The 25,187-nt window shown below is 73.0% G+C and carries 14 protein-coding genes and 1 pseudogene; 3 read left to right on the forward strand and 12 right to left on the reverse strand.

The annotated features are described in order from the left end of the window. Window positions 1-100: 100 nt before the first annotated feature. The 4 genes from ACFZDA_RS32420 to ACFZDA_RS32435 form a co-directional block, all read right to left on the reverse strand. Complete coding sequence (locus ACFZDA_RS32420) at window positions 101-1,504, reverse strand: dipeptidase (protein ID WP_391088566.1); 1,404 nt, start codon at window positions 1,502-1,504, stop codon at window positions 101-103. 10 nt (window positions 1,505-1,514) lie between these two features. Further along, window positions 1,515-5,123, reverse strand: coding sequence for a UvrD-helicase domain-containing protein (locus tag ACFZDA_RS32425; RefSeq protein WP_391088568.1), 3,609 nt, complete (start codon window positions 5,121-5,123; stop codon window positions 1,515-1,517). A 91-nt stretch (window positions 5,124-5,214) separates the two neighbouring features. After that, the gene (locus ACFZDA_RS32430) at window positions 5,215-8,571 is read right to left on the reverse strand and encodes a UvrD-helicase domain-containing protein (RefSeq protein ID WP_391088569.1); all 3,357 of its coding nucleotides are present in this window, start codon (window positions 8,569-8,571) and stop codon (window positions 5,215-5,217) included. A gap of 284 nt (window positions 8,572-8,855) precedes the next feature. Beyond that, window positions 8,856-9,278: an MGMT family protein gene (locus ACFZDA_RS32435; RefSeq protein WP_391088571.1), complete on the reverse strand. Its 423-nt coding sequence runs from the start codon at window positions 9,276-9,278 to the stop codon at window positions 8,856-8,858. A gap of 186 nt (window positions 9,279-9,464) precedes the next feature. On the opposite strand from ACFZDA_RS32435, the gene ACFZDA_RS32440 reads away from it, so the two are divergent. From ACFZDA_RS32440 to ACFZDA_RS32450, 3 genes are all read left to right on the forward strand, one after another. Beyond that, complete coding sequence (locus tag ACFZDA_RS32440) at window positions 9,465-12,260, forward strand: lysylphosphatidylglycerol synthase domain-containing protein (RefSeq protein ID WP_391088573.1); 2,796 nt, start codon at window positions 9,465-9,467, stop codon at window positions 12,258-12,260. A gap of 106 nt (window positions 12,261-12,366) precedes the next feature. After that, window positions 12,367-13,914: an alpha/beta fold hydrolase gene (locus ACFZDA_RS32445; protein WP_391088575.1), complete on the forward strand. Its 1,548-nt coding sequence runs from the start codon at window positions 12,367-12,369 to the stop codon at window positions 13,912-13,914. Window positions 13,915-14,050: 136 nt separating this feature from the next. After that, window positions 14,051-15,517 carry an alpha/beta fold hydrolase gene (locus tag ACFZDA_RS32450; protein ID WP_391088577.1) on the forward strand — a complete coding sequence of 489 codons (1,467 nt, stop codon included), beginning with the start codon at window positions 14,051-14,053 and terminating at the stop codon, window positions 15,515-15,517. A 92-nt stretch (window positions 15,518-15,609) separates the two neighbouring features. Here ACFZDA_RS32450 and moeZ read toward each other — a convergent pair whose 3' ends face one another. From moeZ to ACFZDA_RS32490, 8 genes and pseudogenes are all read right to left on the reverse strand, one after another. After that, a complete protein-coding gene (gene moeZ / locus ACFZDA_RS32455) occupies window positions 15,610-16,788 on the reverse strand; it encodes an adenylyltransferase/sulfurtransferase MoeZ (RefSeq protein WP_020269791.1) in 1,179 nt (392 codons plus the stop codon). A 63-nt stretch (window positions 16,789-16,851) separates the two neighbouring features. Continuing rightward, complete coding sequence (locus ACFZDA_RS32460) at window positions 16,852-17,601, reverse strand: spherulation-specific family 4 protein (RefSeq protein WP_391088578.1); 750 nt, start codon at window positions 17,599-17,601, stop codon at window positions 16,852-16,854. Then, a complete protein-coding gene (locus ACFZDA_RS32465; RefSeq protein ID WP_391088580.1) occupies window positions 17,589-18,548 on the reverse strand; it encodes an NAD-dependent epimerase/dehydratase family protein in 960 nt (319 codons plus the stop codon). The genes ACFZDA_RS32460 and ACFZDA_RS32465 overlap by 13 nt, the downstream gene beginning before the upstream one ends. A gap of 130 nt (window positions 18,549-18,678) precedes the next feature. Beyond that, the gene (locus ACFZDA_RS32470; RefSeq protein WP_391088582.1) at window positions 18,679-19,860 is read right to left on the reverse strand and encodes a hypothetical protein; all 1,182 of its coding nucleotides are present in this window, start codon (window positions 19,858-19,860) and stop codon (window positions 18,679-18,681) included. Continuing rightward, window positions 19,857-21,605, reverse strand: a complete 1,749-nt coding sequence (locus tag ACFZDA_RS32475; protein WP_391088583.1) for a DUF3492 domain-containing protein — start codon at window positions 21,603-21,605, stop codon at window positions 19,857-19,859. The genes ACFZDA_RS32470 and ACFZDA_RS32475 overlap by 4 nt, the downstream gene beginning before the upstream one ends. A gap of 240 nt (window positions 21,606-21,845) precedes the next feature. Next, window positions 21,846-22,055: pseudogene (locus ACFZDA_RS32480) on the reverse strand (hypothetical protein); the annotation flags it as partial. Then, window positions 22,019-23,479 (reverse strand): DUF3152 domain-containing protein, encoded by a 1,461-nt coding sequence (locus tag ACFZDA_RS32485; RefSeq protein WP_391088585.1) that lies wholly within the window; start codon window positions 23,477-23,479, stop codon window positions 22,019-22,021. The gene ACFZDA_RS32485 and the pseudogene ACFZDA_RS32480, both read right to left, overlap by 37 nt. A 383-nt stretch (window positions 23,480-23,862) precedes the next feature. Then, window positions 23,863-24,897 (reverse strand): alpha/beta fold hydrolase, encoded by a 1,035-nt coding sequence (locus tag ACFZDA_RS32490; protein WP_391088587.1) that lies wholly within the window; start codon window positions 24,895-24,897, stop codon window positions 23,863-23,865. Between the last annotated feature and the right edge of the window lie 290 nt (window positions 24,898-25,187).

Below are 25,187 nucleotides of genomic sequence, written 5' to 3' on the forward strand. Positions count from 1 at the left end.
CGTACGGCGGGAGGTGACCGGGTCCGGCGGCGCTGGGCGGTGCGGGGCAGCCCTTCCAGTGTGCCTCGCGCGCGCTGCCGGTCCGGACGGTGCGGGACGGTCAGGGCGCATGGCGCCAGTGCTCGGCGAGGTCGCCCCACAGGTACGCGGTGGTCTCGACGCCCTTGAGGAGCAGGTCGAGTTCCACTTTCTCGTTCGGGGCGTGCCAGCCGTCGGACGGGACGGAGATGCCGAGGAAGAGCACCGGAGTGCCGAGCACGTCCTGGAGGTCCGCCGCCGGTCCCGAGCCGCCCTCGCGCGTGAAGCGGACCGGCTTCTCGAAGGCCCGGCCCATGGCGCGGACGACCGACTTCAGGGCCGGGTGGTCCAGCGGCGTCAGGCACGGGCGCGTGGCCCCGCTGAACGTGATCTCGCAGCGGATCCCGGCGGGCACCTGCTGCTCGGCCCAGGCACGGACGGCCTTCTCCACCTGGCCGGGGTCCTGGCCCGCCACCAGCCGGAAGGACAGCTTCACCATGGCGGAGGACGGCACGACGGTCTTGCTGCCGGGGCCCTGGTACCCGCCGCCGATGCCATTGACCTCCGCGGTCGGGCGAGCCCAGACGCGCTCCAGGGTCGTGTACCCGGCCTCCCCCTGGATGGCGTACGACTTGGCCGCGCGCAGCCACTGGCGCTCGTCGAAGGGCAGCTCGGCGAAGAGCTCCCGCTCGCGGTCCGTGAGTTCGATCACGCCGTCGTAGAAGCCGGGGATCGCCACACGCGCGTGCTCGTCGTGCAGGGCGGCGACGAGGCGGGCCACGGCGGTCGCCGGGTTGGGCACCGCGCCGCCGAAGGAGCCGGAGTGGATGTCCTGGTCGGGGCCGTGCAGCCGTATCTCGCACTCGGCGAGGCCGCGCATGCCGGTGCACACCGTCGGGGTGTCCTCGGACCACATGCCGGTGTCGGAGACGATCACCGCGTCGGCGGCGAGCCGCTCGGCATGCTGCTCGACGAGGGCCCGGAAGTGCGGCGAGCCGGACTCCTCCTCGCCCTCGATCAGCAGCTTCAGGTGCACCGCCGGGGTGGTGCGGCCGGTGGCGGCGAGGTGGGCGCGGACACCGAGGGTGTGGAAGAACACCTGGCCCTTGTCGTCGGCCGCCCCGCGCGCGTAGAGGCGGTTCTCACGGACGGCCGGCTCGAAGGGCTCGCTGTCCCAGCCGTCCTCCCGGGCGGCGGGCTGCACGTCGTGGTGGCCGTAGACCAGCACCGTGGGCGCCCGCGGGTCGTCACAGGGCCACTCGGCGAAGACGGCGGGCGCGCCCGGGGTCGGCCAGACCTCGACCGTCGGGAAACCGGTCTCCTTCAGCTTGGCGGCGAGCCAGTCGGCGCTGCGTCGTAGGTCGGGCGCGTGGTCCGGCTGGGCCGACACCGACGGGATGCGCAGCCACTCGGCGAGGTCGTCGAGGAAGGCGGCGCGGTGCCGCGCGATGTACGTACGGACGACACTGTCCGGGGTCTGGCTCATGGTCACGAGCCTATCGGCCCGCGCCGACGTCCTCGGAGTGCGGTTCCTCACCGGACGGCTCCCCGAGACCGGACGGCTCCCCGAGCAGCAGCCGCTCCAGCGCGGTCCGGTCCGGCAGGTCGTCCGGCCGTACGACCTCGCCGCTGCGCACGTACAGGAACGCGGCCGTGACCGACTCCAGCGGCACGCCCTGCTGCTCTGCCCAGGCGAGGCGGTAGACGGCCAGCTGGAGCGGGTCGGCCGTGCGGGCGCGGTTCGTCTTCCAGTCGACGATCTCGTACGTCGTCTCCCGACCGTCTCCCTCCTTGTAGACGGCGTCGATGCGGCCCCGTACGACGCGGCCGGCGATCTCGAGCTGGAAGGGGGCCTCCACCCGGTAGGGCGTGCGGTGCGCGTACCCGGTGCGTTCGAAGGCGTCCTTGAGTGCTTCCAGGTCCTGTTCGTCGGCGATCTCGGCATCGCTGCCGGGCAGTTCCCCGGGCTCCAGGAACGGCAGCGTCAGCGCTTCGAAGCGGGCCTCGACCCAGGCGTGGAAGCGGGTGCCGCGGCGTGCGGCGGGCTGCGGCGGGCGGGGCATGGGGCGGGCCAGTTCCTGCGCGAAGCCGTCCGGGTCGGCGGCCAGGCGCAGCACCTGGGACGCGGTGAGCGATGCGGGCAGGGGAACCTCGGTGACGCTGTCGCGGGCGCGCAGGAGCTCTCCGGTGAGGGCGTCGAGGTCGCGGTCCCAGGAGGCGACGGTGCGGGCTTCCTCCGGGGTGAGCTGCGAGTGTTCCGGCGTCGTCGGGTGGGGGCGGGCAGCGGGTGGTTCCGTAGGGGCCGCCTGGCGCGGGACCGTGGGGCGGTCCGCCGGCCACGCGTCCTGGTTGCCCGGCCACTCCTCTCGGCCAGTCGGCGGCTCTTCTCGGCCGCCCGGCCACTCGTCCCGGTCGGCAGGGTCTTCCTCAGCGGCGTCGCCCTCGAAGGGTTCGTCGTCGAAGGTTTCGTCATCGAAGGGTTCGTCGTCGAACGGGTCCGGTTCGTCGTACGCGGGCTCGTCGTCCTCGGGGGGCGGCGGCCACTCCGGGTCGTCGACCCTGTCCGGGTCGTGCACGGGAGCGGGGGGCCCGTCCTCGTGGGACGCCAGGTCCTCCAGGTGCGCCAGCACGGTCGCGGCGGCCGCGCGGCGGCGGGCCAGGGCCGTCTCGTCCAAGGGCAGGGGCCACACCTGGTCGGCGGCGGCCTGGTGCAGGGCCGGGTTCTCCTCGTCCTCGGCGGGTTCGTCCGCCCAGGCCTCGATCTCGCCGTGACCGGCCGCGCAGTGCTCGTACAGGGCCTGGAGGAACGCGGACGGTCCGCGGCGCTTCTTCTGAGTGGGTCCCCACCAGTGGCCGGAGCCGAGGAGCAGGGAGCGGGGGCGGGTGAAGGTGACGTAGCCGAGGCGGAGTTCCTCGGTGTGCTGGTGCTCCTTCATGGCCTCGTGGAAGGCCCTCAGGCCCCTGGCGTCCCAGGACTCCACGTCGGGCAGGGTGTCGGCGTCGCCGCGCAGCCGGTGCGGCAGGACCTTGCCCTGGGAGGTCCACTTCTCGCGGCCCTGGCTGCTGGGAAAGGTGCCGGTGACCAGCCCGGGAACCACCACGACGTCCCACTCCAGGCCCTTGGACTTGTGGGCGGTGAGCACCTTGACGGTGTTCTCGCCGCCGGGCAGGGCGTTGTCGAGGCCCTTCTCGTACTGGGCGGCGGTGCGCAGGAAGCCGAGGAAGGCGAGCAGGGTGGCCTCGTTGTCACCGGCCGCGAAGGAGGCGGCGACGTCGAGGAAGTTGGAGAGGGTCTCGCGGCGGCGCGCGGCCAGGGCGTGCGGGGACGCCGACAGCTCGACCTCCAGGCCGGTGACGGCGAGGACGCGGTGCAGGACGTCCATCAGCGGGTCGGCCAGGGAGCGGCGCAGCTCGCGCAGCTCGGTGGCCAGGCGGGCGAAGCGCACGCGCGCGTCGGGCGAGAAGGGCAGGCCGTCGTCGTCTCCGTGGCCGTCCAGCGGCGTCTCCAGGAAGGTGTCGAGGGCGTCCGCGAGCGAGATCACCTCGGCCGGGTCGACCCCCTCGACGGCCTCGGCGAGCCGGCGGTCCGGGTCGTCGTCGCCCTCCACGCGCGCGTGGGACACCAGGCGCCGGGCGCGCCGCCCCAGCAGGGCGAGGTCGCGTGGGCCGATGCGCCAGCGCGGACCGGTCAGCAGCCGGACCAGCGAGGCGTTGGCTCCGGGGTCCTGGAGGACTTCGCAGACGGCGACGAGGTCGGCGATCTCGGGCAGGTGCAGCAGCCCGGACAGGCCGACGACCTCGACCGGGACGTCCCGGTCGACCAGGGCGCCCTGGATCTCTGCGAAGTCGGTCGCCGTACGGCACAGCACGGCGATCTCGCCGGGTGCCGTCCCGGTCCGGACGAGGTGGGCGACGGAGTCGGCGGCCCAGTCGATCTCCTCGGCGTGGGTGCGCAGCAGGGCGCAGCGGACCATGCCGTCGCGTTCGGCGCCGGGGGCCGGGCGGAGGGCCTCCACGCCCGCGTGCAGCGCGCGCAGGGGCTCCGCGAGGCCGTTGGCGAGGTCGAGGAGACGGCCGCCGCTGCGGCGGTTCTCGCTGAGCGCCTGCCGGGTCGCGGGGCGGCCGTCGGCGTGGGCGAAGTGCTCGGGGAAGTCGTCGAGGTTGGCGACGGAGGCGCCGCGCCAGCCGTAGATGGCCTGGCAGGGGTCGCCCACGGCGGTGACGGGGTGCCCGGTGCCCTCGCCGAACAGGCCCGCCAGGAGGACGCGTTGGGCGACCGAGGTGTCCTGGTACTCGTCGAGCAGGACCACCCGGAACTCGTCGCGCAGGGCGTGGCCCACCTCGGGGATCTTCGCGAGCCGGGCCGACAGGGCGATCTGGTCGCCGAAGTCGAGCAGGTCCCGCTCGCGCTTGGCGGCCCGGTAGCGGGTGACCAGTCCGGCCAGTTCGCGGCGGGCGGCGGCCGCTTCGGGCACCTTGCGCAGGTCGCCGTTGGTGAGCTTGGCGCCGCGCAGGGTCAGCAGCAGCTCGGCGTCGTACGCGCGCAGCGCCTCCGGGCGGACCAGGTGCTCGGCGAGCTCGGCGTCGAGGGCGAGGAGGTCGCCGACCAGGTCCGGGAAGGAACGGGTCAGTGCCGGGTAGGTCCCCGGGGCCTCGCGCAGCACGCGCGCGGCGAGCTGGAAGCGGGTGGCGTCGGCGAGCAGCCGGGACGTGGGCTCCAGGCCGATGCGCAGGCCGTGGTCGGTCAACAGGCGGCCGGCGAAGGCGTGGTACGTGGAGATCACCGGCTCGCCCGGCGGGTTGTCGGGGTCGATGGCGTCCGGGTCGGTGACACCGGCCTTGACGAGCGCCTTGCGGACGCGCTCGGCGAGTTCGGCGGCGGCCTTGTTGGTGAAGGTGAGGCCGAGCACCTGCTCGGGGGCGACCTGGCCGGTGCCGACCAGCCACAGCACGCGTGCCGCCATCACCGTCGTCTTGCCCGAGCCGGCTCCGGCCACGATCACCTGCGGGGCGGGCGGCGCGGTGATGCAGGCCATCTGCTCAGGGGTGAACGGGATGCCGAGGAGCTCCTTGAGCTGCTCGGGGTCAGTGATACGGGCGGGCACGTCACAGAGGCTAGCGGCGGCCACTGACAGCAGCGGCCGGATCGGCTGCCGAGACACAAAACGCGCAGGTCATCACAGGTGGTGCGATAGATCACTCCACGACATGACGGCCCTCCTGCCGGGCGCTGCACGAGGCCCGGAACGCGCAGTGCGTGCAGTGCTGGCCGGCGGTCGGCGTGAAGCGTTCGTCGAGGACCTTGCCGGCCGCGGTGGCCAGCAGCTCGCCGCCCCACTCCCCCTCCAGCGGCTCCTGGGCCTGCACCTTGGGCACGGTCTCGCCGCCGTCGCGCTGGGCGGCGCCCTGGCGCAGATGCACGAGCTCGGCGCCGCCCGGCTCGGGGCGCACACCGTCGAAGACGTCGTCGACGGCGCCCTCCCGTACGGCCAGTTGGTAGACGGCGAGCTGCGGGTGGCGCTCCACCTCCTTGCCGGTGGGCGCCTGTTTGCCGGTCTTGAAGTCGACCACGTAGGCACGGCCCTCGCCGTCCGCCTCCACGCGGTCCATCTGGCCGCGGATGCGCACCTGGTAGTCGCCGGCTTCGAGGGTGACGTCGAAGTCGTGCTCACTGGCCACCGGAGTACGGCCGGTCCGGTCCATGACGTGCCACTTCAGGAACCGTTCGAGCGCCACGCGCGCGTTGTCCTTCTCCTGGTCGGACTTCCAGGGCGCGTCGAAGGCCAGGGCGTTCCACACGGAGTCGAGCCGTTCCATGAGGACGGAGAGGTCGGCCGGGGTGTGCCCGGAGGCGACCTCGTCGGCGAGGACGTGCACCACGTTGCCGAAGCCCTGGGCGGCGGTCGCCGGCGCGTCTGCCTTCACCTCGCGGCCCAGGAACCACTGCAGGGCGCAGGTGTTGGCGAGCTGGTCGAGGGCGCTGCCGGAGAGCACGACGGGCTGGTCGCGGTCGCGCAGCGGCACCTTGGACTCGGTCGGCTCGAACATGCCCCACCAGCGGTACGGGTGCGCGGACGGCACCAAGGGGCGGCCGTCCTCGTCGGCGAGGGCGGCGAGCCGGGCGAGGCGGCGGGCGGCGGCTTCCCGGAGGGCCTCGGAGACGCGCGGGTCGACCGTGGTGGCGCGCAGTTCGGCGACGAGTGCCGCGACGGACAGCGGGCGGCGTGGGCGTCCCGTGACGTCCTTGGGTTCGACGCCGAGTTCGGTCAGGAAGCGGGAGGGCTGGTCGCCGTCGTCCGCCGGGGCCTTGACCGCGGTCACGACGAGGCGTTCCCGCGCGCGTGTGGCGGCCACGTAGAACAGGCGGCGCTCCTCGGCGAGCAGCGCGCCGGGGGTGAGGGGTTCGGCGAGTCCGTCGCGGCCGATGCGGTCGGCCTCCAGCAGGGAGCCGCGGCGGCGCAGATCGGGCCACAGGCCCTCCTGGACGCCGGCGACGACCACGAGGCGCCATTCCAGGCCCTTGGAACGGTGCGCCGTCATCAGGCGGACCGCGTCGGGGCGTACGGCACGGCGGGTGAGGGTGTCTGCGGCGATGTCCTCGGCCTCGATCTCCTCCAGGAAGTTGAGGGCGCCCCGGCCGCCGGTGCGCTCCTCGGCACGGGCCGCGGTCGCGAACAGCGCGCAGACGGCGTCCAGATCACGGTCCGCGTTGCGCCCGGCCGCACCGCCCCGGCGGGCCGCCCGCTCCAGCCGCGTGGGCCATGGCGTGCCCTCCCACAGGTCCCACAGCGCCTCCTCGGCCGTACCGCCGCCCGCCAGCCGCTCACGGGCCTTGCGCAGCAGCGCGCCGAGGCGCTGGGCACCACGCGCGTACGTGGGGTCGTGCACGGCGAGGCGCTCCGGTTCGGCGAGTGCCTGCGCGAGCAGCGCGTCCGAGGGGGGCGGCAGCGGGTTGCCCGCGGCCCGCTCCTCGTCGCGCAGGGCCCGGCCCAGGCGGCGCAGGTCGGCGGCGTCCATGCCGGCCAGCGGGGAGGCGAGGAGGGTGAGGGCGGTCTCGGTGTCGAGCCAGCAGCCGTCGGGCCGGGCGGGTGGGGCGCCCTCGGAGGAAGGGTCCCTGTTGGAGTCATGAGGCTCAGCAGGTGTCGCCTCAGCAGCCCCTGCCTCCGCCGTCGCGACCGCCCGCAGCGCCGTCAGCAGTGGTGCCACCGCCGGTTCGTGGCGCAGGGGCACGTCGTCACCGTCGACGTCCACGGGGACGCCGGCCGCCGTGAGGGCGCGGCGGACCGTCGGGATGGTGCGGGAGCCGGCGCGCACCAGGACGGCCATCTCGCTCCAGGGCACGCCGTCCTCCAGGTGCGCCCGGCGGATGATGTCGGCGATGTTGTCCAGCTCCGTCCCGGACGTCGGGTACGTGTACGCCTCGACGCGGCCACCGTCCCGTACGGGCGCGAGTTCGCGGTGGGCGCGCACCTTCTCGGCGGGCAGGCGGGTCAGCGGCATGCGCTGGGTCAGCAGCCGGGTCGCGGCCAGCAGGGCGGCGCCGGAGCGGCGGGACGTGCGCAGCACGGTGACGGGGGCCGGGCGGCCGTCCGCGCGCGGGAAGGCGTGCGGGAAGTCGAGGATGCCGTTCACGTCCGCCCCGCGGAACGCGTAGATCGACTGGTCGGGGTCACCGAACGCGACGAGCGTGCGGCCGCCGCCGGCCAGCGCGTGCAGCAGTCGTACCTGAGCGGGATCGGTGTCCTGGTACTCGTCGACGTAGACCGCGTCGTACCGGGCGGCGAGCCGCGCGGCGACCTCGGGCCGGCGGGCGAGGAGCACCGCGCGGTGGACGAGTTCCGCGTAGTCGATCACGCCCTGGAGGTCGAGCACGTCGAGGTACTCGGCGAGGAAGGCGGCGGCGGCGCGCCAGTCGGGGCGTCCGGTGCGGCGGGCGAAGGCGTCCAGGGCGTCCGGGCCGAGACCCAGTTCGCGAGTGCGGGCGAGGACCGCGCGGACCTCGTCGGCGAAACCACGCGTGGTCAGGCAGGCGCGCAGTTCGTCCGGCCAGCGCACGTGCGCGAGCCCGAGCCGCTCCAGGTCCGGCTGGCCGGCGAGCAGTTCCCGGACCGAGACGTCCTGCTCGGGGCCGGACAGCAGCCGCAGCGGCTCCACGAACAGGTCGCTGTCCTGGTGGGCGCGGACCAGGGCGTAGCAGAACGAGTGGAAGGTGGTCGCCTGGGGCGCGTGGGCCGCGCCGCTCCGCAGGGCCATGCGGTCGCGCAGTTCGACGGCCGCCCTGCGGCTGAAGGTGAGCACCAGGACGCGGTCGGGGTCTGATCCCCGGGCGATGCGCTCGGCCACGGACTCGACGAGCGTGGTGGTCTTGCCGGTGCCCGGACCTGCGAGAACGAGCAGCGGGCCGGTGGTGTGGTCAACCACGGAACGCTGCGCGGCGTCCAAAAGCGGGGGGCCCGGCCGGACAGGAGGGGTACGCACCAGTCGGTAAGCGCCACGGCTCCCCCGCTGCACCCGGGGGTGCGACAGGCCGCTGGTCGAGAAGGAGGAGCTCACGTGGTTCGCCGGTCCTGGTGGAAGTGCTGGTGGGCGGGCCACCGCGCGTGGCGGGCGGTGACCGCGGGGTGACGGGGACGCGCGCAGGCGACGTTACGCCGACGGGCGAGGCGGAAGCAGGGCTTCCCCTTCTTCCCGCCGGTCACCGGAGGCCCTCACAGCACCCAAGGCGCTTGCGGCACTCATGTCCCTCATCTCACGAACGTACGTCATCTCAGCGAAGTGCCCCGATTCCCCCGTCCGGATCACGGGTCACACGGGAGGGCGCCCGATGCCGGAAGCTGTCAGGTGTGACCCTCCGCGCGTTCACCGCCGTCCCAGCGCGCCCGTCTCATGTCGAGGCGCGGCAGGTGCCCCTCGGCGGCCCGGCTCGCCTCCTTCAGGGGCGTGCCCTCCGCGCGGTAGTGGCCGAGCGCCCGCTGCTCGTGGCCCGGCAGCAGGACGCCGTCCGCGCGGACGACGCGCCACCACGCAACGGCTCCGCCGTAGAGCGCCATCACCCGGCCGACCTGCCGCGGACCGCCCTCCTCCAGCCACTCGGCGACGTCCCCGTATGTCATGACGCGGCCCGGCGGGATCAGTTCGGCGACGTCCAGGACCCGCTCGGCGTACACGGGCAGCGCTTCCCCGGGCTCCGCACGGGTGTCGCCGTACCCCGTGCGGGCGTCCTGCGCGCCGGCGTCCTGCCGAAGACTCTCCTCGCTCATCCGTCCCATCCTGCCCCACCCCACCGACAACGGGACGGGTGTGCTCCGGAGCGTTTGCCTCGCCCGGCGGGAGCGCTTCGGGCAGACTGTCCGCCCCCGCATGTGCACCCTGATGCCCCCGTGTGTCGGTGTGGCATGCCACCATCGTGCGGGCGGTGACCGGTGATACGAGACCAAGAAGAGACGATGAAGCAGCAGGGTGCGCACCCCGAGGACCCGGAGGGGCCCTCTGACGCTTCGTCGCGCCCGGGCACCGTGGACCACGGTCCGGGACCGGCCGGTGAGCAGGCCGGGACGGCCGCGGAGGAGTCCGGCGAGAAGGCGCCGACGGTCTCGGGGAGGTTCCGCAAGAAGGCCCCGGCCTCCGCCGGGGACGATGAGACCGTGCACATCGACGAGGTGGAGGGTGACGAACCGCTGCTCCCCGCGCGCGTGCACCGCCCGTCCGACCTGATGCGGCTCCTGGTCGGCGTGCTCGCCGTCGCACTGCTGATCGGGATCGCCGCGTTCGCGCACGGCACCACCTCGGGCCTCGAACAGGACATCAACAAGGGCACGGGCCAGGCGCCCGACCTGCTCATCAAGATCGCGGGACTGGCCTCCAGCATCGCGATCCTGCTGGTGCCGGTCGCCTTCGCCATCGAGCGGCTGATCAAGCGGGACGGGCTCAGAATCGCCGACGGCGTGCTCGCGGCCGTCCTCGCCCACGGAGTGACCCTCGCCACCGACCTGTGGGTCGCCCGCGCCGCCCCCGACTCGATCCAGGAGGCGCTCACCCAGCCCTCCCCCGGCGACATCCACGCGCTGACCGACCCCGTGCACGGCTATCTGGCGCCGGTCATCGCGTACATGACGGCCGTCGGCATGTCCCGCCGCCCCAGATGGCGCACGGTGCTGTGGGTCGTGCTGCTCCTCGACGCCTTCTCGATGCTCGTCACCGGGTACACGACACCGTTCTCGATCATCCTGACCGTGCTGATCGGCTGGACCGTGGCCTACGGCACGCTCTACGCGGTCGGCTCGCCCAACGTCCGGCCCACCGGGCAGACCCTGATGGCGGGCCTGCGGACCGTCGGCTTCCGCCCGGTCAGCGCGTCCCGCGAGGACATCTCGGACAACCCGGACGCCGGCGACCGGGGGCGCCGCTACTTCGTCACGCTGGAGGACGGCCCGCCGCTGGACGTGACGGTGGTCGACCGGGAGCAGCAGGCCCAGGGCTTCTTCTACCGCGCGTGGCGCAACCTGACCCTGCGCGGCTTCGCCACCCGCAGCAGCCTCCAGTCGCTGCGCCAGGCCCTCGAGCAGGAGGCGCTGCTGGCGTACGCGGCGATCGCGGCCGGTGCCAACGCGCCCAAGCTGATCGCCACCTCCGAGCTGGGTCCCGACGCGGTGATGCTCGTCTACGAGCACAGCGGCGGCCGCACCCTGGACTCGCTGCCGGACGAGGAGATCACCGACGACCTGCTGAGCGACACCTGGCACCAGGTGAAGGCGCTCCAGTCCCGGCGCATCGCGCACCGCAGGCTGGTCGGCGACGCGATTCTGGTGGATCGTTCCGGCTTGGTGATCCTCACCGACCTGCGCGTCGGCGAGATCGCGGCCGGCGACCTGCTGCTGCGCATGGACACGTCCCAGCTGCTGGTGACCCTCGGCCTCCGGGTGGGCGCCGAGCGGGCGGTCGCCTCGGCGGTGGAGGTGCTCGGCCCCGACGCGGTGGCGGACTGCCTGCCGATGCTCCAGCCCATCGCGCTCAGCCGCTCCACGCGCGCGACGCTGCGCAAGCTGGCCCGGGAGCGGGCACAGCGCGAGCGCGAGGCAGTCCTGGAGGCTTCCCGTCAGGCCAAGCAGGCGCGCCTGGAGGACGCCTCGGACGAGGCCGTGCCGGTCCTGGAGAAGCCCGACAAGAAGGCCGTACGGGCGGAACAGCGGGCCGAGAAGCGGGCCATCGACGAAGCCCTGGAGGAAGCCCGCGAGGAGGACCTGCTCACCCAGATCCGGCACGAAGTGCTGCGGATCAGGCCGCAGGCACCCGTCGAGCCGGCCCGGCTGGAGCGGGTGCGGCCGCGCACGCTGATCAGTTTCATGGCCGGCGCGATCGGCGCGTACTTCCTGCTGACGCAGCTCACACACATCGAGTTCGGGCCGCTCATCGCGAACGCCGAGTGGGGCTGGGTCGCCGCGGCCGTGCTGTTCTCGATGGGCAGTTACATCGCGGCTGCGATGGCCCTGCTGGGGTTCGTGCCCGAGCGGGTGCCGTTCGTGCGGACCGTGGCGGCGCAGGTCGCCGGGTCGTTCGTGAAGATCGTCGCCCCGGCGGCGGTGGGCGGTGTCGCCCTCAACACGCGCTTCCTCCAGCGCGCGGGAGTGCGGCCGGGGCTCGCGGTGGCGAGCGTGGGAGCGTCGCAGCTGTTCGGGCTCGGCTGTCACATCCTGATGCTGCTGTCCTTCGGCTATCTGACCGGCACCGAGAAGACGCCGTCGCTGTCGCCGTCCCGGACGGTCATCGCGGGTCTGCTGACGGTGGCGGTGCTGGTGCTCGTGGTGACCTCGGTGCCGTTCCTGCGCAAGTTCGTCGTCACACGCGTGAGGTCGCTGTTCGCGGGAGTCGTGCCGCGCATGCTGGACGTGCTCCAGCGGCCGCAGAAGCTGGTCACCGGCATCGGCGGCATGCTGCTGCTGACCGCCTGCTTCGTGATGTGCCTGGACGCGTCGATCCGGGCGTTCGGCGACGAGTCCACATCGATCAGCCTCGCCAGCGTCGCCGTCGTGTTCCTCGCGGGCAACGCCCTGGGGTCCGCGGCGCCGACCCCGGGCGGTGTGGGCGCGGTCGAGGCGACCCTGACCGTCGGTCTGATCGCCGTCGGGCTGCCGAAGGAGGTCGCGGCACCGGCGGTCCTGCTGTTCCGCCTGCTGACGCTGTGGCTGCCCGTGCTGCCGGGCTGGCTGGCCTTCAACCACCTCACGCGCAAGCAGGCCCTCTGAGCGGCAGGCACCGGCCCTTCAGCACCACCGAGGCACCATCCGCCCCCCTTACCTCGTACGGCACGCGTCCCGAGCGGGCGGCCCCCCGCCGCCGCAGGATGGAACCATGCCAACCCGCCTCCGGCTGCGCGCCACCGCCCTGACCGCCACCGCCGTGCTGCTGTCCGCCGTACTGGCGGGCTGCGGTGACGACGGCGGCAAGGACGGGGACCTGACGCAGCAGGAGCTGAGCTGGAAGGACTGCCCCGCCCCGTCCGATGCCCAGGGAGGAGGCTCCACGCCCTCACCGCTGCCGGGCGGCGGCGAGTGGCAGTGCGCCACCATGAAGGCCCCGCTCGACTGGAGCGACCCCAAGGGTGACACGATCGGCCTGGAACTCATCCGGGCCAGGAGCACCGGCGACGAGAGCGCCCGCATCGGCTCGCTCATCTTCAACTTCGGCGGCCCCGGCGGCTCGGGCGTCACCTCGCTGCCGGCCTTCGTGGGGGACTACGGCACCCTGCGCACGCGGTACGACCTGGTCAGCTTCGACCCCCGCGGAGTCGGCCGCAGCGCCCCCGTGATCTGTGAGAGCGACCAGCAGCTCGACGCGTACTTCCAGCAGGACGCCACACCCGACGACCCCGCCGAACGCACCGAACTCCTGGACAACACCAAGGAGTTCAACGACGCCTGCGAGCACAACTCCAAGAAGATCCTGCCGCACGTGCGCACCACCGACGCGGCCCGCGACCTGGACCTGATGCGCCAGGTCCTGGGCGACGGGAAACTGCACTACTTCGGCATCTCCTACGGCACCGAACTCGGCGGCGTCTACGCCCACCTGTTCCCCAAGCGGGTCGGCCGCGCCGTGTTCGACGCCGTCGTCGATCCCACGCAGAACGCCGAACAGGGCTCGCTCGGGCAGACCAAGGGCTTCCAGCTCGCGCTGGACAACTTCGCCGAGGACTGTGTGTCGAAGACCGAGCAGTGCCCTCTCGGCGACAGCGCGCAAGACGTGAAGGACCGTATCGCCGGACTGCTGAAGGACCTCGACCGCAGACCGATCCCGGGGGTCTTCCCTCGCCAGCTGACCCAGAGCGCGGCGACCAGCGGCATCCTCCAGGCGCTGTACTCGAAGGACTTCTGGGAGTACCTCACCGAGGGTCTGCAGCAGGCGTACGACGGCGACGGCAGCATCCTGATGGCCCTGTCCGACTCGATGAACGGCCGCGAGGACAACGGCGAGTACAGCAACATCACCGCCGCCAACGTCGCCATCAACTGCGCGGACGACAAACCCCGCTACGACACCGCGTTCGTGGAGCGGAAACTGCCCGAGTTCCGGGCGGCCTCCGGCCTGTTCGGCGACTTCCTGGCCTGGGGCATGATCAGCTGCACCGACTGGCCGGTGCCGGGCGCCGCCGACCACCCGGACGTGAGCGCGCCCGGCTCGGCGCCGATCCTGGTCGTCGGCAACACCGGCGACCCGGCCACCCCGTATGAGGGCGCGCGCAAGATGGTGGAGGCGCTCGGCAAGGGGGTCGGGGTGGAGCTGACGTATCGGGGGCAGGGGCACGGCGCGTACGACAGCAAGAACAAGTGCGTGCGGGACGCGGTGAACGGCTATCTGCTGGACGGAAAGGTGCCGCGGGCGGGAACCGTCTGCACCTGAGATCAAGCCCTGACTCGCTAAACACGCAGGTCAGAAGGTTATCCACAGGCTGCAACGGCCGACGTGAGATCTGCCTACCATGGCCTGACCGCCATCCGCTGCACGGTGCGGACGGCCTGCGAGGGGGGATGGGCACATGACGCGTTTCGCACGGTGGACCGCTCTGGCGGTCACCTCGGCGCTGCTCGCCGCGGGATGCGGCGGCGGCTCGTCGGACGACAACGGCGGGCTCTCCTGGGGCCGCTGCAAGGCCACCGGCGACGCACCGGCGCCGAGCAGCGACTGGCAGTGCGCGACGCTGAAGGTGCCGCTGGACTGGTCGAAGCCGGACGGCGAGACGATCGGGCTGGCGCTGATCCGCGCCAAGGCCCGCGGTGACGACCGCGTGGGCTCGCTCCTGTTCAACTTCGGCGGTCCCGGCGCCTCGGGCGTGTCCATGATGCCGTCGTACGCTCCGACCGTCTCCTCGCTGCGCGAGCGGTACGACCTGGTGAGCTGGGACCCGCGCGGGGTAGGCGCCAGTGAGGGCGTACGCTGCCGCGGCGACAAGGAGATCCAGGCGGCCGAGTCGGTGGACGTCACCCCGGACACACCCGCGGAGGAGAAGGCCTACTTCCAGGACGCCGCCGCCTTCGCCAAGGGCTGCCAGAAGGACGCCGGGAAGCTGATGGCGCACGTGTCGACCGCCGACTCGGCCCGCGACATGGACCGCATCCGGGAGGTCCTCGGCGACAAGAAGATGCACTACTTCGGCATCTCCTACGGCACCGAACTGGGCGGCACATATGCGCACCTGTTCCCGAAGAACGTGGGGCGGATGACCCTGGACGCGGTCGTGGACCCCGGCGCCGACGCGGTGGGCCACGCCCGGAACCAGGCCAGGGGCTTCCAGCGCGCGCTGAACGGCTACCTGAAGTCCACGGGCCAGGACCCGGCGGAGGGCTCGCGGAAGATCGCGGACCTGCTGCGACGGATCGACGCCCGGCCCCTGCCGACGGGCGCGCCCGGGCGGAAGCTGACGCAGACGCTCGCGGTGACCGGCATCATCCTGCCGCTGTACAGCAGGGACAACTGGCCGACGCTGACCAGCGCCCTCGACGCGGCCGAGCGGGGAGACGGCTCGGAGCTGCTGGCCCTCGCCGACCGCTACAACGAACGCGACCCGTCGGGACGCTACGGCACGACGACCCACGCGCAACGGGTCATATCGTGCCTGGACGACAGGCAGCGGCCGACCGCGGCGACCACCAGGAAGCTGCTGCCTCAGTTCGAGAAGATCTCCCCGGTCTTCGGGACGTTCCTCGGCTGGGACACGGCCAGCTGGTGCCACGACTGGCCGGTGCCCGGGCAGCACGACACCCCGGAGGTGAGCGCCCACGGCGCGGCGCCGGTCCTGGTGGTCGGCAACACCGGCGACCCGGCCACCCCGTACGAGGGCGCCCGGAGGATGGCCGACGAACTGGGCAAGGGCGTCGGAGTGACGCTCACCTGGCGGGGCGAGGGACATGGCGCGTACGGCAGTGGCAGCGACTGTGTCGACTCCACGGTGGACGCGTATCTGCTGGACGGTTCGGTGCCGAAGGACGGCAAGGTCTGCTCATGACGACGGCGGGGGCTCCGGGCACCCCTGGTGCGCGAAGCCCCCGCCGCTCGCGAAGGGAGGCCGGACACGGCTCGGCAGGCCGGCGCGTCCGGTCAGTACACCGGCTTGTCCGGCTCGATCTGGTTGACCCAGCCGATCACACCGCCGCCGACGTGGACCGCGTCCGAGAAGCCCGCGGACTTCAGGACCGCGAGGACTTCCGCACTGCGGACACCCGTCTTGCAGTGCAGGACGATCTTCTTGTCCTGCGGGAGGCTCTCCAGGGCGGTGCCCATGAGGAACTCGTTCTTCGGGATCAGCCGGGCGCCCGGGATGGAGACGATCTCGTACTCGTTCGGCTCGCGGACGTCGATGATGTCGATGCTCTCGCCGTCGTCGATCCACTCCTTGAGCTGCTTGGGAGTGATCGTGGAGTCGGCGGCCGCCGCCTGGGCCTCCTCGGACACGACGCCGCAGAAGGCCTCGTAGTCGATGAGCTCGGTGACGGTCGGGTTCTCGCCGCAGACCGCGCAGTCGGGGTCCTTGCGGACCTTGACCTGGCGGTACTGCATCTCCAGGGCGTCGTAGATCATCAGCCGGCCGACCAGCGGCTCACCGATGCCGGCGAGCAGCTTGATGGCCTCGTTGACCTGGATGGAGCCGATGGACGCGCACAGCACGCCCAGGACGCCGCCCTCGGCGCAGGAGGGGACCATGCCGGGGGGCGGGGGCTCCGGGTACAGGCAGCGGTAGCAGGGGCCGTGCTCGGACCAGAAGACGGAGGCCTGGCCGTCGAAGCGGTAGATCGAGCCCCACACGTACGGCTTGTTCAGCAGCACGCAGGCGTCGTTGACCAGGTAGCGGGTCGCGAAGTTGTCCGTGCCGTCGACGATCAGGTCGTACTGGCTGAAGATCTCCATCACGTTGTCGGCCTCGAGCCGCTCCTCGTGAAGGATCACGTTCACGTACGGGTTGATGCCCTTGACGCTGTCACGGGCGGACTCCGCCTTCGGGCGGCCGATGTCGGCCTGGCTGTGGATGATCTGGCGCTGCAGGTTCGACTCGTCGACCTCGTCGAACTCCACGATGCCGAGGGTGCCGACGCCCGCGGCGGCCAGGTACATCAGCGCCGGCGAGCCCAGGCCGCCGGCGCCCACACACAGCACCTTGGCGTTCTTCAGCCGCTTCTGCCCGTCCATCCCGACATCGGGGATGATCAGGTGGCGGGAGTACCTGCGGACCTCGTCTACGGTGAGCTCGGAAGCCGGCTCGACCAGGGGTGGCAGCGACACGGGGACTCCGTTGGTCGGTCAATCACTACGGTTGTTCTCCCTGTAACACTGCCATGTGCTTTTTCATTCCGAGACACCTGTTCCGACACGCGAGACGATTTCGTCCCAGTAGCCGGGCATGCTCTCCCAGGGGTCGGTGCGGCCGCCGTCGTCCGTGTGGTCGGTGAACCAGATCGTCGCGGCACCCTGCCGGCGGGCGATGCGCAGCGCCTCGACCAGGTGCGGGCGGGGCACTCCGTGGACGAAGTGGCAGAAGCGCTCGGGCGGATGGTCGGCGGTCCACTCGGCCACCTGGGACCACCGGTAGTCGCTCCATGGGCCGGAGAAGGTGACCATTTGGTCGGCGAGCTGGGCGTAGCCCGGGTGCGGGTGGATGCCGTGGCCGAGGACGATGTGGGCCTCGTCACGGATCACGCGGAGCGTGGCGACCGTGCGGCGGGTCTCGGGCAGCTCGGCGTGGTCCGCCGGGCAGCGGTCCAGGAGGAAGCCGTCGACCTGGTACCAGTCGACGAACCGGTGGGCGTCGGAGATCAGCTCCCCGAAGTTCCGGGTGCCGTACCGGGTGTCGAGATGGCCCAGGACGCGGATGCCCGCGTTGCGCAGGCGGCCGGCCGCCTCCAGGCAGTGCGGGTCGGGGCGGGCGCCGGGGCCGCCGGCCACGTTGAGGACCACCCAGTGCAGCGGGGTGCCGGGGCGCGTGAGTTCGCCCCACTCGGTGGGGGCGAGGAGGGGGTGCGCGTAGCCGGGGACGCCGACGCCGGGGCGGAGTTCCGTGCCGGAGATTCGTGGCCGGGTGCTGGTCAGATGCGGCATGCCGCCTCCATCCAGATGTCGGCGAGGGACTCCTCCAGGCCGATCCGGGGGCGCCAGCCGAGCCGGTCGCGGGCGGTGCGCACATCGGCCTGCTGCCAGCTGCCGCAGCCGTCCGGGTACGGGTACGCGACCGGGGGCGCGTGGTCCGGGTCGGGGCGGGGGTGGCCGATGGCCGGGCGCAGGGCAGCGGGAGGACCGTCGAGTTCGTGGAGGGCGCCGCCGTATCCGGCCACGCGGGCGAGGACAGCGGCGGCGTCGCGCAGGCGGACGGCGCGGCCGGAGCCGATGTTGATGACGCCCTGCGCGGCGGAGAGCGAGGCGGCGTGCACGGCCCGGGCCACGTCCCGGACGTCGACGAAGTCGCGCTGTGCGCCGAGGCCGCCGAGTTTGAGTTCGCCGTCGCTGGACTGCATGGCGCGGCGCATGGCCTCGGCGAGCCGGCCCAGAGGGGAGCCGGCGGGGGTGCCGGGCCCGGCCGGTGAGAAGACGCGCAGGACGACGGCGTCCAGGCCGGAGCCGAGGACGAGTTCGGTGGCGGCGAGTTTGCTGACGCCGTACGGGCCGCCGGGCCGGGGGACGGCGTCCTCCGCGGTGGAGGAGCCCGGCTGGCTCGGGCCGTACTCGGCGCTGCACCCGATCTGCACCAGACGGGCACCGCAGCCGCTGCGGCGAAGGGCCTCGCAGACGGTGGCCACGGCGACGGTGTTGTGGCGCGTGAGCTCGCGGGCACCGCCCCGGGTGGCGCCGGCGCAATTGACGACGACGCCCGGGTGGACCGCGTCGAGGAAGCGGGTGAGGGCACCGGGGCTGCCGGACGCGAGGTCGAAGCGGACGTCGGCGTCGTCACCCCGGCCGAGGGCGGTGAGCTGTACGGCCGGGTCGGCGAGCAGGCGGTCGGCGACGAAACGGCCGATGTAGCCGTTGGCTCCGATCAGCAGGACTCTCATCGCGCGGCTCCCGGGGTGGCCGGGGCTGCTGGGCGGGTGGTCATGCGGGTTCTCCTTGGGAGGGGAAGGGAGGCGGGAAGGGAGGGATTGCCGGTGCTGCCGGTGCCGACGGGGCCGGTCGCAGCGGCGGTCACCGGGAGGTGTCCGGCGGTGCGTGGGCCGAGGCCCTGGTCAGCTTGCGGGTCGCGTGGATCAGGAGGGCCAGGGCTGCCGCGCCGCAGGCCAGCGTGGGGACGGTGCCCGCGCCCCAGGTGGTGACGAGGGTTTCGACGGGAGTGGCCAGGAAGCCGCAACCGGGGAGGCGGGAGGTGAAGACCGCGGCGAGGGCGGCTGCCTGGAGCGTGGCCGTGGCGGTGAGGACCACGGCCGGGGCGTAGGCGAAACCGTGGGTGGTCAGGATGCGGGCGAGGAAGAGGAGGGCGCCCAGGGTGAGGGTCTCCGGGTAAGGAGCGGGCTCGTCGAGGACCGCGGCGCTCAGGGTGAGCAGGGCCGCCAGCGCGCCCAGGAACAGGGCGAACACGCCGAGCAGGAGCGGTCGTACGGCGGCGGCGAAGTCCTCCAGGCCACGGCTGGCCGCGAGCTTGCGACGGGCACGCCCGGTGAAGAGGTGGGCGGTCCAGGCGGCGGGCGCACAGGCCAGGGCGAGGGCCAGGACGGGGGCGGCGGTGAGGGGCCAGGGGCTGTCGGCCGTGCCGGTGGGCAGGCCGTCGGGGCCTCCGGCGACGGCGTCGTCGAGCAGGCCGTTGCCCAGGAGGGCGTAGGCGACGAGCCAGGTGGTCCAGGCCGTGGCTCTGCCAGGGGCTGTGCGGTCGGGTCTGCTCAGCGGGCCTCGGCGCAGGGCTGCGCGCAGGCCCAGGGCCACGGCGAGGGTGCCGGCTGCCGCGGCGAACGGGCGCGACTGGCCGTGGGTGAGGTGCACGGCGGCCATGGCGGCGGCGCACAGCGTGCCCGGCAGGAGCGTCAGCAGGGCCCAGTCGGCGCGTGCCCGTGGAGCGGCGGGCTGGGCGGGCGGGGGTGCGTCCCCGTCCCGGGAGGCCCGCGCGTACATCTCCTCCGCGAGGGAGAAGACGTCCCGGTGGCGGAAGCGGGTGGCGGTCCGGTCGGTGATGCCGTGCGCCTCCAGTTCCGCCGCGATCTCGAGGGGATCCACCGCGCGTTCGCAGAGCTCGCGGTGACGGTGCATCAGTGCCTTCACGGGGTCGGCGGCACCGCGGCGCGGGGCGGTGGGCTTGCGGCCGGCGGCCCCCCGCGCCCCGGGTGCCCCCGGGCCGGCCTGGGCCTCCGGGCGGTCCAGTTCGCCCAAGCCGCTCATCGGGCTCCCTCCGGGGCGGGGACGGCACTGGTGGCGCGTACGGGGCCGGCCGTCGCCCAGCCGGGGCCGCCGCGAACGACGAGGCTGGGTGACGGGGCGGCCCAGCGGATCGGGACGTGGTCCTCGGCGGGTACCGCGAAGGGCAGCGGCGCCCCCGCTTCGTCGAGGACGACACGGCGGATCGGCGCGCGCGAGACGATCTCCAGGTAAATGCCGTGAAATGCATCGATGTTCTGCTCGACCGTGAACAGTTCGAGGGCACGGGCGCGGGCGGCGGCACCCAGGCGCGCACGGCGAGCGGGGTCGCGCAGCAGCGCCACACACGCCTGCGCGAGCGCCCGCGGGTTGCGCGGCGGTACGACGAGCCCGGTTCCGCCGATGACCTCCACGACCGCGCCGACGTCCGTCGACACGGTCACGCGTCCGCAGAGCATGGCCTCGACGAGGCTGATCGGGAACCCTTCGACGACGCTGGAGAGCACGGTCACGGCGCCGGAGGCGTAGGCGTCGGCGGGGGCCGGGAGTTCGGGCCCGCCGATCTCCTCGAAGGACACCGGGTTGTCGCCGGTGGCGTGCGGGCCGTCGGCTTCGTCGGGGAAGAGCTGGGCGGCCAGGGCCCGGCAGTGGCCGAGGTAGGCCGTGCCCTCGGAACCGGCGGGCGCTCCGACGATGCGCAGGCGGGTCTTCGGCTGCCGGTTGCGGATCTCCGCGAAGGCGTGCAGCAGCGAGACCAGGTCTTTGGCGGGCTCGACGCGTCCGACCCAGACGAGTGTGTCCGGGTCGGCGCCCTCGGGGGACTCGCCGACCTCGGCGAAGGGCCGGGCGTCCATGCCGGGGTAGACCGTGCGGAGCTTCTCACGGTCGGCGCCGCAGCGCTCCTGCCAGCGGCGGGCGTGCGCGTTGCCGGCGGTGACGATCTCGGCCCGTGCGTAGGCCTCGGCCGCGAGCCTGCCGTGGAAGGCCGCCAGCAGGGACCGTACGGCGGGCGGGGCGTCCGGGGCGGTGAGGTAGTGAGTGCGCAGGCGCACGCCGTACTCGGTGACCAGCAGGGGGACGCCGGTGAAGTGGCGGGCGAGCAGTCCCGGCAGGGCGGCCGTGCCGCCGGACGCGGCGTGGCAGAGGTCGACCGCGCCCAGTCCGTCGCCCTCGTACCAGTCGAGGGAGAGGGGGCGCAGGGCGCGTTCCAGGTGTGCGGTCACGGCGAGCAGATCGGGTACGCGGGCCTCGCGCGCCGCGCGGTGGGCGCCGGGCGCACGGCAGGCGCGTTCCAGGGTGCGTACGGCGGTCTCGGAGCGGAGGGCTCCCACCAGGCCGCCGGTCTCGCGGGCGAGTTCGGCGAGCCCGTACAGAGCGTTGGCGAAACGGTCCGCCTCGGGGGTCGAAGCACCCTCGGCAAACCCCTTGGCGGCGACCGGCTCGCCCCCGGCAGACCCCTTGGGGACAACGCCCCCGGACGCCCCGCTCAGCACGGCCGCCAGTTCGCCGAAGCATTCAGTGAACCGCCGGCGCGCGCGGCGGCCCAGGACCACCGCGTCGTCCTCGGCCGTCCACATCGGCGCGGTGCGCACCCTGCGGACGTTCGGCGGCAGCGGGATCCAGCCCTCGTCCTCCTGGTGCTGGCTGCGGCTGAGCGCGTAGACGTCGAACTCGTGCTGTCCGAGCCCGCGCACCAGCCGGTCGCACCAGAGCCTGGCGTCACCGCTCACGTACGGATAGCCACCCTCCGTAAGCAGTCCGATGCGCACGAGTGCACCCCCGATCTCCCGTATCAGGAGCCGCCGTTGCCCGGCAGCTCGCAGCGGGACGAACGTATGCGGACAAGGCGGTGGCGCGACGGACGGTTGTCCGTCGCGCCACCAAAAGGGGTGAACGGCCGTAACTTTCCCGTGCGGATCGCGTTCCGTCGCGCTAGGAGATCAATCGGTCACGCATCGTCATGCCACGGCCAACTCCCGGTAGCCGGCGGCCCCGACCAGCCAGTCCCGCAGGTCGGGGACGACCTCGGTGCCAGCGGCGCCGTTCTCGCGGTTGCGGGTGGTGAGCGTACGGAAGACCAGGGACGGGACGTTGCCGCCGCCGGAGGTGCACAGGCACGCCGGGTCGAAGTCCGGCTGCGGATTGGCGTTCAGGACGGTGAGGGTGCCGCCCTCGCCGCCTGTCAACTCCCGGGGTACGGCCAGGGGTTGGCGCGGCAGTGGATGCCGTCGTGGTCGAGGAACTTGGTCTGCTGCTGCATGACCGGGGCGAGGCCGCCGTCCTTGTCGCAGGTGACGTGGCCGTAGCCGAGGCGGTGGCCGACCTCGTGGTTGATCAGCATCTGCCGGTAGGCGTGGATCTTGTCGCCGTACGTCTCCGAGCCCTGCGCCCAACGGTAGGCGTTGATCATCACGCGGTCGGTGGCGGCCGAGTCGCAGGAGACGTTGTCCACGGTGGTGTCCAGACCGGACTTGGCGCACCAGTCGGCGGTCGTGCCGGGGCTGGCGAGCGTGATCACGAAGTCGGGCTTGCCGGAGTAGATCCGCTCGAAGGTGCGCGCGCCGTTGTGGGCCCAGCTGCGCTGGTCGTTGAGCGTCTTCTGCACGGCCTCGGCGAACAGGGCGCCGTCGAGCCCGAGCCCCTGCTCCACGTCCACGCGATAGGTGAACTTCTGCCCCGTACCCGGCGCCTCGGCGATGCCGGGCACCGCGTCGAACTTCCCCGAGCCCTTGAGCTTGGCGCCGAGCGGGTAGGTCCTGCCCATCTTCTCGTCGTAGGTCAGCGGCTTCGCACCGGGGGCCGGTACGGGCGCCCGCCCGTCCGCGCGCGACGGGGAGTCCCGGAGGTCGCGGGCCTGGTCGGTGGCGGACTGCGACTGCGCGCCGGAGCCGCCGGGCTCGTCGGTGACCTGACCGGCGACGATCACGGCCAGCACGGTGGTGACGGCGGCGGCCGCGATGCCCGTGAAGGTACGGCCCTTGGCGCCCTTGACCGGGGCGGGTGTGCCGGTGGGCGGCATGTCGTCGTCATCGCCGGCGTCGTCGTCGGAGCGGATGCCGGCCGGGGCGCCGGCCTTCCAGTCCGGGCCGGTGGCGTAGGCGTCCGCCGCGTGCGCGGAGGCGGGCGTACGGGGTGCGAAGACGTCGTCCTCCTCGTCGAAGGCGTTGAGATACTCCTGCCGCGGCCCGGGCCCGGGGGCCCGTCGCTGCCGCGGTATGGGAGTACCACCACTGCCCCGCAACTCACCCCAGCCACCCCCGGTTTCCCGCTGCTCGGGGTGCCCTCCCCGGGCTTGGGGGAAGCCGTGCGCGGGGGTGCCGTCGGAAACCCGGGGCACTCCGCGTGCGGGAGTCCCGTCGGGAAGCCGGGGAACGCCGTGCGCGGGAGTGCCGTCGGAAAGCCTCGGCATGCCGTGCGCGGGAGTCCCGTCCGGAAGCCGCGGGACGCCACGCGCCGGCGTGCCGTCAGGGAGCCGTGGGCCGCCGCCGTGCGCCGGAGCCCCATCGGGCAGCCTCGGAACACCGCGCGCGGGCGTGCCGTCAGGAAAGCGCGGCAACCCGCGCGCGGGCGTGCCGTCGGGCAGGCGCGGAGCACCGTGCACGGGCGTGCCGTCGGGCAGCCAGCCGTCCGGAAGCCGCGGCATCCCGGGCGCAGGCACCCCAGGCGAGGGCGTTCCGTGGGCGGGCGCCCCGTACGAAGGCGTCCCGTGCGCAGGTGTTCCAGGAGCAGGCGTCCCATGTGCAGGCGCCCCAGGCGAAGGCGTTCCGTGGGCGGGCGCCCCGTACGAGGGGGTCCCGTCCGCCGTCGCGGGCCGAGGCCCCGGTGTCCGGGGCGGTGCCGCACCCGGCGGCGGCCAGCCGCTCTGCGACGCGGCCCGGGGCGGAGCCGTCCGGCCACCCCGGCTCATGTTCGCCGCCTGGCCCGGCCCCTGTCCCGGCCCGTCCCGGCCGTCCCGTCCTTCGGTTGTGTCCGCGGTGTCGCCCTTGGCGACCGGCCCACGGCGGCTGTGGCGTCCCACGTCGCGCCTCAGCCCCCCATGCTCTCGTCGGTGCCCGCTTCGTCGACGGCCTTGTCCGGGCGAGCCCGCTTCGCTCGCCGTTCACCCAATTCTCCGGCGCCTTCGAGGAGTTCACGAAACGCCATGGCCACCGTCTCCGGGTACTCCATCATGGCCACGTGCCCCGCATCCGGCAACGTCACCAGCCGCGAGTCGCGATACGCCCGGGCCGCCTTCTGCGCCATCCGGAAGCCCACGAGTTGGTCACGTCCACCGTAGACGAGGAGGGTCGGTGCGAGAACGCGCTGGGCCTGGCGCCACAGTCCCTGCTGGCCACCCAGCGTGTAGGCGTTGACGATCCCGCGCGCGGAACGCGTCATGGCGTCCCAGAAGTATGGCAGCCGCAGCCGCCGCTCCATCTCGTGGACCGCGTTGCTGAATCCTTCCGGCGTCACCCGTCCCGGATCCCCGTAACACAGCGCCAGCACGCCGCGCACGCGCTGCTCCACCGTCCACTCCCGGGTCAGCCGGGTGAAGAGCGGGGCGACACCGGGCACCGCCAGCAGCGCTGTGGGCACGGCGGTGCGCTGTACTCGGATTTCGGGCAGAGCGGGCGACACGAGCGTGAGCGTACGGACCAGATCGGGCCGTACCGCGGCGACACGTGTGGTGATGGCGCCACCGAGGGAGTTCCCGAACAGGTGCACGGGACCGCGCCCCGTGGCGTCGAGGTAACGGATGACCGCGCGCGCGTGCCCCATGACCGAGTAGTCGCCGTCGTCCGGGGGCGGGGAGTCGCCGAAGCCCGGCAGATCGAGGGCCTCGCTGTCGACGACGTCGTCCAGCAGCGGCATCAGCGCCGACCAGTTCTGCGAGGAACCCCCGAGTCCGTGCACGTACAGCGCCGGCGCCAGTCCCTGGCGCGCGGGGCGCCTCGACCGCACGGTCAGCGTGAGCCCGGGCAGCTCGACCGAGCCGAGCCGCTCGCCCTCGACGACCCTGACGGCCGCCACTTTCGGCAGCACATTGGCGGGCGGCACGAACGGCAGCTCGGTCGAAGACATGCGGCAATGTTACGAGACGATCACGTAGTGACTCATGTGTTCGCCGTCACAAGAATCGGCCATGTGGGGCGGGCACATGAGGCGAACACGGGGAAGGCGCTGGGAAGGAGCGGGAAAGGAACGGCACCCGAGAACGGAGAGGCGCCTGGGAAAGACAGGGCATATCAGAAGCAGTCAACGGGATGCGCACTGCGTCACGTCCCGGACGCGGATCGCATAGCGTCCGGATCGGGTGTCTCCTAGGCTCGTAGGGAGGGCACCCGCGTGTGGCCCCTGCATTCCCAGGGACG

Origin of the sequence: Streptomyces sp. NPDC007991 (genome assembly GCF_042958445.1) — a bacterium.
Taxonomy (GTDB): Bacteria; Actinomycetota; Actinomycetes; order Streptomycetales; family Streptomycetaceae; genus Streptomyces.

What these genes read in the sequence shown, in the direction of transcription:
- ACFZDA_RS32420 (WP_391088566.1), bottom strand. Translation starts at nt 1,504, where the DNA reads ATGAGCCAGACCCCGGACAGTGTCGTCCGTACGTACATCGCGCGGCAC.
- ACFZDA_RS32435 (WP_391088571.1), bottom strand. Translation starts at nt 9,278, where the DNA reads ATGAGCGAGGAGAGTCTTCGGCAGGACGCCGGCGCGCAGGACGCCCGC.
- ACFZDA_RS32440 (WP_391088573.1), top strand. Translation starts at nt 9,465, where the DNA reads ATGAAGCAGCAGGGTGCGCACCCCGAGGACCCGGAGGGGCCCTCTGAC.
- ACFZDA_RS32445 (WP_391088575.1), top strand. Translation starts at nt 12,367, where the DNA reads ATGCCAACCCGCCTCCGGCTGCGCGCCACCGCCCTGACCGCCACCGCC.
- ACFZDA_RS32450 (WP_391088577.1), top strand. Translation starts at nt 14,051, where the DNA reads ATGACGCGTTTCGCACGGTGGACCGCTCTGGCGGTCACCTCGGCGCTG.
- ACFZDA_RS32460 (WP_391088578.1), bottom strand. Translation starts at nt 17,601, where the DNA reads ATGCCGCATCTGACCAGCACCCGGCCACGAATCTCCGGCACGGAACTC.
- ACFZDA_RS32465 (WP_391088580.1), bottom strand. Translation starts at nt 18,548, where the DNA reads ATGAGAGTCCTGCTGATCGGAGCCAACGGCTACATCGGCCGTTTCGTC.
- ACFZDA_RS32470 (WP_391088582.1), bottom strand. Translation starts at nt 19,860, where the DNA reads ATGAGCGGCTTGGGCGAACTGGACCGCCCGGAGGCCCAGGCCGGCCCG.
- ACFZDA_RS32485 (WP_391088585.1), bottom strand. Translation starts at nt 23,479, where the DNA reads ATGCCGCGGCTTCCGGACGGCTGGCTGCCCGACGGCACGCCCGTGCAC.
- ACFZDA_RS32490 (WP_391088587.1), bottom strand. Translation starts at nt 24,897, where the DNA reads ATGTCTTCGACCGAGCTGCCGTTCGTGCCGCCCGCCAATGTGCTGCCG.